This is a genomic window from Streptomyces anulatus, assembly GCF_000721175.1.
Taxonomy (GTDB): domain Bacteria; phylum Actinomycetota; class Actinomycetes; order Streptomycetales; family Streptomycetaceae; genus Streptomyces; species Streptomyces anulatus_C.
In genome coordinates this window covers 166955-178567 of record NZ_JOEZ01000008.1, presented here as the reverse complement: position 1 = coordinate 178567, position 11613 = coordinate 166955, and the positions used below count along the sequence as shown (strand labels likewise).

General features: G+C 73.7%; 10 protein-coding genes and 2 pseudogenes. 8 read left to right on the top strand and 4 right to left on the bottom strand.

Going from position 1 to position 11613, the window contains the following annotated elements:
- The first annotated feature begins 216 nt into the window (after positions 1 to 216).
- The gene (locus tag IG90_RS0111825) at positions 217 to 1617 is read left to right on the top strand and encodes a hypothetical protein (RefSeq protein WP_030581738.1); all 1401 of its coding nucleotides are present in this window, start codon (positions 217 to 219) and stop codon (positions 1615 to 1617) included.
- 220 nt (positions 1618 to 1837) lie between these two features.
- On the opposite strand, the gene IG90_RS0111820 is transcribed toward IG90_RS0111825, so the two are convergent.
- Entirely contained in the window at positions 1838 to 2683 is an 846-nt protein-coding gene (locus tag IG90_RS0111820) for a hypothetical protein (protein WP_030581736.1), read from the bottom strand.
- A 204-nt stretch (positions 2684 to 2887) separates the two neighbouring features.
- Between IG90_RS0111820 and IG90_RS0111815 the strand changes: the two genes are divergently transcribed.
- Positions 2888 to 3400: a hypothetical protein gene (locus IG90_RS0111815; RefSeq protein WP_030581733.1), complete on the top strand. Its 513-nt coding sequence runs from the start codon at positions 2888 to 2890 to the stop codon at positions 3398 to 3400.
- Positions 3401 to 3644: 244 nt separating this feature from the next.
- Here IG90_RS0111815 and IG90_RS0111810 read toward each other — a convergent pair whose 3' ends face one another.
- Positions 3645 to 5411 (bottom strand): dolichyl-phosphate-mannose--protein mannosyltransferase, encoded by a 1767-nt coding sequence (locus IG90_RS0111810; protein WP_030581730.1) that lies wholly within the window; start codon positions 5409 to 5411, stop codon positions 3645 to 3647.
- Positions 5412 to 5464: 53 nt separating this feature from the next.
- Here IG90_RS0111810 and rsmI point away from each other — a divergent pair, with 53 nt between their 5' ends.
- Complete coding sequence (gene rsmI / locus IG90_RS0111805) at positions 5465 to 6346, top strand: 16S rRNA (cytidine(1402)-2'-O)-methyltransferase (RefSeq protein ID WP_206434015.1); 882 nt, start codon at positions 5465 to 5467, stop codon at positions 6344 to 6346.
- Positions 6347 to 6351: 5 nt separating this feature from the next.
- On the opposite strand, the gene IG90_RS0111800 is transcribed toward rsmI, so the two are convergent.
- Entirely contained in the window at positions 6352 to 7410 is a 1059-nt protein-coding gene (locus tag IG90_RS0111800; RefSeq protein ID WP_030581724.1) for a serine hydrolase domain-containing protein, read from the bottom strand.
- A pseudogene (locus IG90_RS44285) lies at positions 7407 to 7544 on the bottom strand (DUF6895 family protein); the annotation flags it as partial. The pseudogene IG90_RS44285 and the gene IG90_RS0111800, both read right to left, overlap by 4 nt.
- A gap of 488 nt (positions 7545 to 8032) precedes the next feature.
- Between IG90_RS44285 and IG90_RS0111790 the strand changes: the two are divergent.
- From IG90_RS0111790 to IG90_RS0111770, 5 genes and pseudogenes are all read left to right on the top strand, one after another.
- Entirely contained in the window at positions 8033 to 8404 is a 372-nt protein-coding gene (locus IG90_RS0111790) for a hypothetical protein (RefSeq protein WP_030581721.1), read from the top strand.
- Positions 8405 to 8503: 99 nt separating this feature from the next.
- Entirely contained in the window at positions 8504 to 9370 is an 867-nt protein-coding gene (locus tag IG90_RS0111785) for a TatD family hydrolase (protein ID WP_030581720.1), read from the top strand.
- Between the two features lie 315 nt (positions 9371 to 9685).
- Positions 9686 to 9799 (top strand): annotated as a pseudogene (locus IG90_RS43455) (lysozyme family protein); the annotation flags it as partial.
- Positions 9796 to 10698 carry a 16S rRNA (adenine(1518)-N(6)/adenine(1519)-N(6))-dimethyltransferase RsmA gene (rsmA, locus tag IG90_RS0111775; RefSeq protein WP_051860284.1) on the top strand — a complete coding sequence of 301 codons (903 nt, stop codon included), beginning with the start codon at positions 9796 to 9798 and terminating at the stop codon, positions 10696 to 10698. The pseudogene IG90_RS43455 and the gene rsmA, both read left to right, overlap by 4 nt.
- Positions 10695 to 11612 carry a 4-(cytidine 5'-diphospho)-2-C-methyl-D-erythritol kinase gene (locus IG90_RS0111770; RefSeq protein WP_030581711.1) on the top strand — a complete coding sequence of 306 codons (918 nt, stop codon included), beginning with the start codon at positions 10695 to 10697 and terminating at the stop codon, positions 11610 to 11612. Before rsmA ends, IG90_RS0111770 begins: the two co-directional genes overlap by 4 nt.
- The last annotated feature ends 1 nt before the right edge of the window (position 11613 follow it).

Genomic DNA, 11613 nt, shown 5'->3' with positions numbered 1-11613 from the left:
CATGTTCAAGGGGCAACTGTGAGGAACCCTAAAGGGCTGTGGCGGATGGTGTCGGCGTTGTTACCGGACCGGAATGCTTGGCTGGAAAGCGCTCTCTGCCGTGTGATGGAGGACCGTCGTGGGCAGACTGGCGGGGAACGCACGGGGGAGCGAGCGTCGGGGGGCGTGCGGCATGGGCGGCGGCATGGGGATACGGGCGTGCGCGGCGGTGGACCGGTGACGGCGTATCACATCAAGCGTCTGCCGCCCGAGATCCTGCCCGACGGCGAATCCGTCACCTGGTCCGTGACCGGAAGTGGTCTCGCCACCCGCCTGTCCGGCGGCGTCGCCACGTGGCCCGTGGCCGATGCCGAGCGGTGGCGGAAGGCGGGAGTCCCGGCCGTGCTCGCCCCGGTCGTGGGCGGCTGGATCCTCGCCGCCCTGGTGGTGGCGGCGTACGTCCTCCTGTTCGGGCTCTCGTCCGCGTCCGGAGCCTGGGGCGGCGGGACCGGGGACGGGACGGACTGGCTGAGGTACCCGGGCGTGGTCCTGCTGACCGCCCTTCCGTTCTGGTACCGGTACGTTCCGGTCGCGGCCGCTGCGGCGGCGCTCTACGTCGCCGTGGAGGCAGGACTGTCCCTCGCCCGGTCCGGCGACACCGACCACCCTGCGACAGCCGGCCACCTCGTCGTCCTCGCAGCCTGCGCCGTGGCGTTCACGGGAGGCTGCCTGCGGCTGTGGGCCCGCCGCCGGCAGCGGGCCCTGGCCCTCGCATCGGCCGGAAAGCGTCGCTTCCCGCTGCCCGACCGCGTCCCGGAGTCGGACGGCCACCGCGGCCACGCGCAGGTGTACCTCGGGCTGGCGCTCTGCCTTGTCGCCGCGGGCATCCTGACCGACGGCCTGGTCGCAGACCTGACCTCGGGCGGCGTCGCGTACGACGCGGTCGGGCAGCAGCGCATCGGCCTGGTGCTCCTCGTGGCCGGTACGACCTTCGGCGGCTGGGGCCAGTTCGCCTACCGGGCGGCGCGACGGCTGTACGAGGAGGAGCAGCCGGCCCTGATCGTGGGCGTGCGCGCCGGGTCGGACGGGCGCCACTGGGTGTGCGCGGACGCCCGCACCCGCACGGCGAGGCCCCTGGTCGCGTACCTCCCCCGCAAGCGCGACACCCGCGCCATGACGCGACTGCTGGGCAGCGGGTCGGCGTTCGGGGAGGGGAACGGGCACCACGACATCGACCCGAAGCACGAGCCGTTCGAAGCGGTGCTGTACGGCACCCTCGCGGAGGGCGACGAGGTCGTCCTCGAATACGCCTGCGCCGAGTACCACCGCCACCAGGGGATGGGGCGGATGTACGCGACCGTGACCACCGCCCCGCTCCGCCCGGACCGCCGCCACGGGCTGGGCCCCTGGGAGCCGGCGGACGGCGCCGCCCGGCAGCGCGAGCGGCTCCGCGAGGCCGAGGAGGGCGCGGAGCGCTACCGGAGGGCGCAGCGCGAGGCGGCGGAGCGCCGCAGGAACCCGCCCCCGCGGCCCCGGCCACCGGGCAACAACGGGCGGCGCGACGACAACCGGCACAACGGGGTCGGCTGCGGCTCCAGTTGCGGATCGAGCTGCGGCGGCGGCTGCGGGGGCGACTGAGAGCCTGTCGGGTGACCTCTGACCGGGCGGGCCACGCCCTGGCACGCACGCTTCCGGCGTTGATGCCCTGGCAGCTCCGCTACGAGGACCTCTCGGTGCCTGGGAACCGCGCGCACCGGACCGCGTCCGCCGTCCGGTCGAAGACCACCCGACAGGCTGTGATCCCGGTCCACCGCCGGTCGCCGGCCCTCAACAGCGGCGGGCCGCCCCGTCGCGCCGGCTACTGCGCCCAGTCGAAGACGCCCGACTCCAGGTCGATCTGCGCGTTGCCGCCGCCGAGGTTGAGCCCGCCGACGCCGTCCTCCAGCTCGAACACGTACGGGGTCAGCCCCTCCGGCAGCCTCTGGCAGGGCATCACCGTTCCGCCGAGGTGCGAGACGCCCTCCTCGGACGACCAGAACGCGGAGAGTTCTTCGTCGTCCGAGGACCAGGCCTCCACATAGCCGCCCGCGCCGCCCGCCGCCGGGGCGATGCCGGTGTTCGGGTCGCCGGGGCGGTCGCCGATCCACACCGTGATCTCGGGGGCGCTGTCGTCCCAGGCGTTCTGGCCCCGGCGGTACCGGTCGCCGAGCCCGGCGGGCCGGATGTCGGCCGGGGGGCCGATGCGTGGCGCGGCGAACTCCTCGGCGGTGAGCAAGATGAGCGCGTGCGCGCCGCCGATCAGGTCCTCCAGGTCCCGCTGCTGGGGATGGCGTGCCGCCGCCGTCGCGGCCACCTCGGCGAGGAACGGGTCGGCGGCCTGCTCCGCGGTGGGCGGGATGCCCGCCAGCAGCTCGGCGACGCCTTCGACGCCGTCGGCGACATGGTCGTCGGCGTGGAAGAAGGCGATGGCCACCAGGTCCGCGCCCTTGCGCCGGTAGTCCTCCGGCAGTCCGAGGGTGATGACATGGGTCATCGGCAGGCCGGTGACAGGACTCCGGGGCCACGAGGCCGCCCCGATACCGGGCGCACGCCCGCCGCACCACCCGGCGACGCGGGCATCGGGCAGATCGATCCCGACGGTCTTGCCCGGCCGGACCGTCAGCTCGTCCGCGGATTCCCCGAACCCCAGGTCGTATGCCTTCACCGTGTGCCTCCCGTTCGACTGCGACGGCGCTCAACCTACGCGAGGGCATCGACACCCCCGGCCGTGGCTGCCGACACCAGGCAGCCGGGACCGGTCCGCTGTGCCGACATCACCCCCTGAAATCACCCCGGCGCCCCGCCTACCCTGCACGGACCCGAGGAGGCGTAACGCCGGCTCGGCACGACGGACAGGGGGGCGAGCCGGATGGACGGCGAAGCGGACGGGGGCGCGCCCGGAGCGCAGCTTCCGGCGAACGGCGGCGCGGCCGGCGACGGCGCGAACAGCCTGGGGCCTCGCGCGTCCCTGCTGATGTCGCTGTCCCTCGCCCTGCTGCTGGGCGCACTGTCGGCGCTGGTGATGTTTCCGGCGGCCGAGCACCTGCGCTCCCTCCAGGGCGGCGAGCGGGCCCAGGCGACCTTGCACACCGCCGGATCCTGCATGGCGGGCCAGTGCGAGGTGAAGTTCGAGGCCGGCGGGCGCATCCTGGTGGCGGATCTCCCGGTGGGCAGCGGAGGCGGCAGGCAGTCCGTCGGTGCCGCCATGACCGTCCGGTACCAGGCGGACGATCCGCGGGTGGTGGCCCGTGACGCCGATGTCGGGGGCGGCGGTGCGGCCCTGCTGGCGTGGATGTCGGGAGGGGCCGCCCTGTTGTTCCTGACCCTGTCGGGGGTGGCCGCGATCTTTCTGGCACGACAGCGACGAACATGGTTTCGATGAAATGTGTGAGTGCCGAATTGCCGGGCACTAGGACCTTCGCGACGAGGTCCTGGCGGCATTCGGAGCCGGGACGTTCCGGTGGGTGCACTGAGGCCGTTGTGAAGTGCAGGCGCATACGCGTCTGAACCGACTTGACGATGGGAAAGAAAATGATTGTCCTTGGACTTATTCTGCTGATTATCGGCCTGCTTGTGGGGATGGCCCGCCCGCATTTCGGCCTCTGGCTCCCGTCACACCGCGGCGCCTACACCCACGTGTCCAGCCACATCCGGGCCCGCCACAGGTCCTCCGGGATCGAGGTCCCCGTGAACAGCGGCCAAAAATAGATGAAGTTCCAGATGATCAGGAGCACCAGCACGCCCACCGCGATCGCCCCCAGCGTCCGGCGGCGTTCGCCGGTGGGGTCCTGGGGGGCGAGGCCCAGTTCGGCCCGGGTGCCCGCGTTCGCCGCCGGGCCCAGGATCGCGCCCAGCATCATCGTCACGGCCAGGCAGAGGAACGGGACGAACACCACCGCGTAGAAGAGGAAGATCGTGCGCTCCTGGTAGAAGAACCAGGGCAGCCAGCCCGCCACCACACCGCAGGCGATCGCGCCGGCCCGCCAGTCGCGGCGGAAGAACCAGCGCCAGAGCACGTACGCGAGGGCCAGGCACGCCAGCCACCACAGCAGCGGGGTGCCGATGGCGAGGACCTCGGCGGCGCACTTGCCGGTCGCCGACTCCTTGCAGCCGGCCTGCTCCTCGTAGAAGTACGAGACCGGCCGGCCCAGCACGAGCCAGCTCCACGGGTTGGACTCGTACGTGTGGCCCGAGGTCAGGCCGACGTGGAAGTCGTACACCTGGTTCTCGTAGTGCCACAGGCTGCGCAGCCAGTCCGGCAGCCAGCTCCAGGAGGAGTCCTTGCCCTCGGTGGCCGCCCAGTCGCGGTAGTAGCCCTTGTCCGTGACGATCCAGCCGGTCCAGGACACGACGTACGTGAGAATCGCGACCGGCACCGTGGAGACGAAGGCGGGGATCAGATCGCGGCGCAGCACCGCCTGGTACGGGTGCACCGCGCCCGCCGTGCGCCGCGCCCCGACGTCCCACAACACCGTCATCAGGCCGAACGCGGCCAGGACGTACAGGCCGTTCCACTTCGTGGCGAAGGCCAGGCCCAGCAGCACGCCCGCCGCGAGCCGCCATGGCCGCCACCCCAGGCGCAGGGTCTCCGCGACCTCGGCGTCCGGGCGCAGCACCCCCTCCTCGTCCACCGGCAGCCCGTCGGAGAGCCTGCGCCGGGCGCGGTCCCGGTCCACCACCAGGCAGCCGAACGCGGCCAGCACGAAGAACATGACGATCAGGTCGAGCAGCGCGGTCCGGCTCATCACGAAGTGCAGCCCGTCCACCGCGAGCAGCAGGCCCGCCAGACAGCCCAGGAACGTGGAGCGGAACAGCCGGCGGCCGATCCGGCAGAGGAGGAGTACCGAGACCGTGCCGAGCACCGCCACCATGAAGCGCCAGCCGAACGGCGTGAAGCCGAACATCTGCTCGCCCAACCCGATGATCCACTTGCCCACCGGCGGGTGCACCACATAGCCCGGGTCGGTCGGGACCGGGACGGAGGACGGGTCCTTCAGGATCAGCTTGTCGACGTCCTTGGGCCAGGACCCCTCGTACCCCTGGTTGACCAGCGCCCACGCGTCCTTCGCGTAATACGTCTCGTCGAATATCACCGCGTGCGGCTGGTCCAGCTTCCAGAAGCGCAGCAGCCCGGCGACCAGCGTCACCAGCAGCGGGCCGCCCCAGCCGGACCACCGCACCAGCCGGTCGGCCACGGGCGGAGGGATCGCGAGCACCGACCACAGCTGGCGCCCCGGCCGCGTGTACGGCGGGTCCAGCCGGTCGCGGAGCGAAGGCTCCGGGCGGGGAACATGGCCGAAGCGGCGCAGCCGCCGTTGCCAGGAGGTCGGCTGCTCGCCGAGCGGGTCCCCGGCGTCCTGGCCCCGCTGGGTCTCGGGTGCGGTACTCGTCACCGCGCCATCGTAGGGAACGCATCTGTGCGAAGGGCGCTGCCCGTGCTGCGAGGATGGCCGATGTGACTGGAACGACTGGAACGCTCGTGCTCGCAGGAACCCCCATCGGTGACGTGGCGGACGCCCCGCCACGCCTCGCCGCCGAACTGGAGCGGGCCGACGTCGTCGCCGCCGAGGACACCCGGCGGTTGCGCCGGCTCACCCAGGCGCTCGGCATCCACACCTCGGGGCGTGTCGTCTCCTACTTCGAGGGGAACGAGTCCGCCCGTACGCCGGAGCTGGTGGAGGCACTGGCCGGGGGCGCTCGGGTGCTCCTCGTCACGGATGCCGGGATGCCGTCCGTCTCCGACCCCGGGTACCGGCTCGTCGCCGCCGCCGTGGAGCGGGACATCCGCGTCACCGCCGTCCCGGGGCCCAGCGCCGTACTGACCGCCCTTGCCCTGTCCGGTCTGCCCGTCGACCGCTTCTGCTTCGAGGGGTTCCTGCCGCGCAAAGCCGGTGAACGGCTCTCCAAGCTCCGCGAGGTCGGGGACGAGCGGCGCACGATGGTCTTCTTCGAAGCCCCGCACCGGCTCGACGACACCCTCGCCGCCATGGCCGAGGTCTTCGGCGCCGAGCGCCGCGCCGCCGTCTGCCGCGAGCTGACCAAGACGTACGAGGAGGTCAAGCGCGGTCCGCTCGGCGAGCTTGCCGTGTGGGCCGCCGACGGGGTGCGGGGCGAGATCACCGTCGTCGTGGAAGGCGCCTGCGACTCCGGCGACGAGGGACTGGACGCCGAGGAGCTCGTGCGGCGCGTGCGGGTGCGCGAGGAGGCGGGGGAGCGGCGCAAGGAGGCCATCGCCGCTGTCGCCGCCGCCGCCGGGCTGCCGAAGCGGGACGTGTTCGACGCGGTGGTGGCCGCCAAGAACGCGGAGAAGGCCCCGCCCAGGCCGTAAGGCTCCTACGGCGTTTCCGTCAGCAGCCCGTAGGCCGTCGCGACGAACGTGTCCCCCCGGTGCACCCGCCGCGTCGCCGTCGCCGCCACCGCCAGACCCGTGTCCGGGCGGAGGCCCAGGAACGCCTGCTGACCGAGCGTCGCTCCGGCGTGGAAGAGGACCGGACCGTACGGGGACGGGTGCTGGAACCACGTGAGGGTGTGGGTGTGCGCGTGCCGCCAGCCGCGCCGGAGCAGCGGGCGGCACACGTCGGTGAGCGCCGCGCTCAGCGTCGGGTCCAAGGGTTCGGGCCCGCCCAGGTGCGCCTCCAGGAACGTCAGCAGGTCCAGCGGGGTCGCCCGCACCGCACCCGCCGCCGCGAAGCCCCCGGTGTCCAGCGCGGGCACCGGCGCCCCGTCGCGGCGGTGGCCCACCGCGTCCGTGCCCTCCGGCCCCGGGCGCACCCGGGTCGCGTCCAGGTGCAGCGGGGCCAGCACCTGCTGGTGCAGCAGGACCTCCCACGGGGTCCCGGTGGCCGCCGCCAGGGAGTGGCCGAGGACCGAGACGGCGAAGTCCGAGTAGTGCCAGCGGGTCCCGGGCAGGTGGCGCGGACGGGCCCGCAGGAAGGCCCGGACCACCCGGTCGGCCGGGTAGCCGCCGTACGGGTCGGTCGACCAGCGGGGCACCGCCTGCGGGTAGAAGTCGGCGGGCAGGCCCGGCAGCCCCGAGGTGTGGGTGAGCAGATGGCGCAGCGTGATCCGGCGCACCGCCGGGTGCACCGGGAGGCCAGGGGCCAGCAGGTCCGCCGCCCGGTCCGCGTACCGCACCCGGCCCTGCGCCACCAGCCGGGCCAGCAGCAGCCCCGCGAACGGCTTCGACGCCGAGCCCAGCTCGTAACCCAGCCGCTCCCGTTCCACCGGGCCCGGCTCCGCGCCGCCGCCGGTGTGGACCGTGCGCACCCCGTTCCGGCTGACCGCGAGCACCAGGTCCGGTGCGTCGACCGCCCGGGCCGCCGCGGCGAGGAGGCGTGCGGTGGACTCGTCCTCGCCGGGGGCGGTCACCGGCACCGCTTGCGCGTCCGTCATGCCGGGGCCGGCGTCGCGCTGAGGCCGGACAGGGCGCGGGACATCGCCAGCGCCGAGGCGAACGCGGCGACCGGCGTCGGGTGGTGGACGAGGTCGAACACCGACTCCTCGTCCCCATCCGGCATCCCGCCGACCGCAGTGGTGTCCGTGGTGAACATGGGGGTTGTTCCCCGTCCTGCGGTAAATGAGGTGGACGTGACGAGTGAAAAGGAGAAATGCGGGTGTCGCAAATCGGCGTGCGACATCCGGGGAAATCGCGCATTCAATTGAATGGTGAAATCGTGGAGGGGTGGGCGGGGTGAAAGCCCGGGAACGCAGGGAAAGCCGAGGAGCGTGCGGGGGTGGCGCGCGGGCGCGTTCACGATCGGCGAGGGGGCGCGTCGCGCGCGTCGGGGCGCTTGGTGGCCCGGCGGTCACGCACTGTCCTGCCGTGGCCCTGCCTTGCGCCATGCATCGGCAAAGGGCGGCAAAAGGAGGCCAAGAACGCACCAACATCGGCGCTGAGCTGGTGCGTCCGTCCGGGTGCAGGTGTCCACTGGAAGGGGCGGGCCAGCTGTTCGAACCCCTCGGGCGGGCGGGTCGTCCCCGGAGCGGGTGACCGCGGCGGCCGGAAGGAGCGGGCATGAGCGAGATCGCAGCGTCCACGGTCCATGAGGCGTATGCCTTCGCCTGCATGAAGTGCGGGTACGGCTGGGAGCAGTCCTACGAGATAGAGCACCACGTCGACGTCCACGGGCACAGGTTCGTCGTCTACACGGCGGACGGTGAGCGCGTGCCGTCCCCGCTCTCCACGCCCACCTGCACGAACTGCGACGGAAAAGTGGTGCGCATCATGCGGGCGGGGCGGGTCGCCGGCGTCCAGGAGCTGCTGCGGAAGCAGCAGGCGCCGCGCGGCGCGGAGTCCGCCGCGAAGGACCGGGCGGTGCCGGCCGCCGCCGCCCCGGCCCGTCACTGGCGGCCGGCCGACCTGCTCCACCCCTTCCACCGCAGGTGACGCGTCTGCCGCCGCAGGTGACGCACGCGTTCCTCCGCGGGTGAGGCGACGGTGCGGGGCGCCCGTACGGTCGCCCGGGACCCTCGTACGATCGTCGGCATGAGCCGTACCGAAGCCCCGCCGCTGCCCGAACCCCTGCGGGTTCCGGTCGCCGACTCCCACACCCACCTGGACATGCAGGACGCCACCGTCGAGGAGGCCCTCGCGCGGGCCGCCGCGGTGAACGTGACGGCCGTCGTCCAGGTGGGCTGCGACGTGGCCGGCTCCCGCTGGGCCGCCGACACCGCGGCCACCCACCCCGCCGTCCACGCCTCGGTCGCCCTGCACCCCAACGAGGCCCCGCGCATCGTCCACGGCGACCCGGACGGCACCGCGAGGCAGGGTGCGCGGGAGCCCGGCGGCAAGGCGGCGCTGGACGACGCGCTGGCGGAGATCGACGCGCTGGCCGCCCTCGACCACGTGCGCGGGGTCGGCGAGACGGGCCTGGACTTCTTCCGCACCGGCCCCGAGGGCGTCGCCGCCCAGGAGGAGTCCTTCCGGGCCCACATCGAGATCGCCAAGCGGCACGGCAAGGCCCTGGTCATCCACGACCGGGACGCGCACGCGGACGTGCTGCGGGTCCTGGCGGACGCGGGCGCACCCGAGCGGACCGTGTTCCACTGCTACTCCGGCGACGCCGACATGGCCCGGATCTGCGCGCGGGCCGGGTACTTCATGTCCTTCGCGGGGAACGTGACCTTCAAGAACGCCCAGCCGTTGCGGGACGCCCTGGCCGTCGCCCCCGCCGAGCTGGTACTCGTCGAGACGGACGCCCCCTTCCTCACCCCCGCCCCGTATCGGGGACGGCCCAACGCGCCGTACCTCGTTCCGGTCACCCTCCGTGCCATGGCCGAGGTGAAGGGCCTGGACGAGGACGTGCTGGCCGCCGCGATCTACGACAACACCGCGCGGGCGTTCGACTTCTGACCGCCGGCCGGACCTTCACGGACACTCCGTGCAGCCGGGTCGCTTTGGAGAGTGACCGAAGCTCCGCTATCGTCCCCGCGCACGACGGGGTGGCGTGGGCGGATCTTCGGCACCGGCGGATCTTCAGGAGCGGCGTGAGCATTTCGCAGGACAGGCGCCTCGGCGCGTTCCACGACCAGCTGACCCTGGCCGACGGGGCGTGGGCGGCGGGCCCCGGCGCCCACGCCCCGACCGTCGTGGACACCCCGCTCGCCGGCCCGCCGCCCGAGGTGCCCCGGCAGGGGCCCACCCGCGCCGGCGCCGGGCGGGCCGCCGAGCGCCGCGCCCCAGGACGCACCGGCCGCCGAGCAGACGTACCGGGCGAAGAAGCTGTACGTGCTCCGGGGGGCGAGTCCGTGGCCCCACTGCGGCCGTAGGCTTACCGGGTGAGCAGCACAGAGCCCGACGCCCTCCTGGGCCCCGCAGACATCCGCGACCTGGCCGCCAAGCTGGGGGTCCGCCCCACCAAGCAGCGCGGTCAGAACTTCGTCATCGACGCCAACACCGTCCGCCGCATCGTGCGCACGGCCGAGGTCCGCCCGGACGACACCGTCGTCGAGGTCGGCCCCGGGCTCGGCTCGCTGACCCTGGCGCTGCTGGAGGCGGCGGACCGGGTGGTCGCGGTCGAGATCGACGACGTGCTCGCGGCCGCCCTGCCCGCCACTGTCCAGGCCCGGATGCCGGAGCGCGCCGACCGCTTCGCCCTGGTGCACTCCGACGCCATGCAGGTCAGGGAACTGCCGGGCCCGGCCCCGACCGCGCTCGTCGCGAACCTCCCGTACAACGTGGCCGTCCCCGTCCTGCTCACCATGCTGGAGCGCTTCCCCAGCATCGAGCGGACCCTCGTCATGGTCCAGGCCGAGGTCGCCGACCGGCTCGCCGCCCGCCCCGGCAACAAGGTCTACGGCGTGCCGTCGGTGAAGGCCAACTGGTACGCGGACGTCAAGCGCGCCGGGTCCATCGGCCGCACCGTCTTCTGGCCCGCCCCGAACGTCGACTCCGGCCTCGTCTCGCTCGTCCGGCGCACCGAGCCCATCGCCACCACCGCGAGCCGCGCCGAGGTCTTCGCGGTCGTGGACGCGGCCTTCGCCCAGCGCCGCAAGACGCTGCGCGCCGCACTGTCCGGCTGGGCCGGCTCCGCACCCGGCGCCGAGGCCGCGCTCGTCGCCGCCGGGATCTCACCGCAGGCGCGCGGGGAGGCGCTGACGGTGGAGGAGTTCGCGGCGATCGCGGAGAACAAGCCGGAGGCGCCCGTACCGGCCGAGGACAAGCCGGAGGCGGCCCTGTGAGTCTCGTGAGCAAGGCTGCGGCTGTCACTGTCCGTGTCCCCGCGAAGGTCAACGTCCAGCTCGCCGTGGGCGCCGCCCGCCCGGACGGCTTCCACGACCTGGCCAACGTCTTCCTCGCCGTCGGCCTGTACGACGAGGTCACCGCCACCCCCGCCGACGAGCTGCGCATCACCTGCTCGGGCCCGGACGCCGCCCAGGTCCCGCTGGACACCACCAACCTCGCCGCCCGCGCCGCCCTCGCGCTGGCCGAGCGGTACGGCGTCACACCCGCCGTCCACCTCCACATCGCCAAGGACATCCCGGTCGCGGGCGGCATGGCCGGCGGCAGCGCCGACGGTGCCGCCGCCCTGGTCGCCTGCGACGCGCTGTGGGGGACCGGCGCGAGCCGCGACGAACTCCTCGCGATCTGCGCCGAGCTCGGCAGTGACGTGCCGTTCAGCCTGGTCGGCGGGGCCGCGCTCGGCACCGGGCGCGGCGAGAAGCTCACCCCGATCGAGGTCGGCGGGACCTTCCACTGGGTCTTCGCCGTGGCGGACGGCGGCCTCTCCACGCCTGCCGTGTACGGCGAGTTCGACCGCCTCACGGCCGGCGTCGAGGTCCCCGAACCGACCGCGTCCCCCGCGCTGCTCGCCGCCCTGCGCTCCGGCGACTCCGGCGCACTGGCGGGAGCCCTGAGCAACGGCCTTCAGCCCGCCGCGCTCTCCCTGCGCCCCTCCCTTGCCGACACCCTGGCCGCGGGCACGGAGGCGGGGGCCCTGGCCGCGCTGGTCTCCGGATCCGGGCCGACGACGGCGTTCCTGGTCCCGGACGAGGAGACGGGCCGGAAGGTCGCCGACGCGCTGCTGGCGTCCGGGACCTGCCGCAACGCACGCCCGGCGGCGTCGCCGGCGCCGGGTGCCTCGGTGCGTCCGTGAG

Coding starts and splice junctions, on each gene's coding strand:
- IG90_RS0111790 (WP_030581721.1), top strand. CDS start 8,033: ATGAGCGAGATCGCAGCGTCCACGGTCCATGAGGCGTATGCCTTCGCC.
- IG90_RS0111785 (WP_030581720.1), top strand. CDS start 8,504: ATGAGCCGTACCGAAGCCCCGCCGCTGCCCGAACCCCTGCGGGTTCCG.
- rsmI (WP_206434015.1), top strand. CDS start 5,465: ATGGCCGATGTGACTGGAACGACTGGAACGCTCGTGCTCGCAGGAACC.
- IG90_RS0111815 (WP_030581733.1), top strand. CDS start 2,888: ATGGACGGCGAAGCGGACGGGGGCGCGCCCGGAGCGCAGCTTCCGGCG.
- IG90_RS0111800 (WP_030581724.1), bottom strand. CDS start 7,410: ATGACGGACGCGCAAGCGGTGCCGGTGACCGCCCCCGGCGAGGACGAG.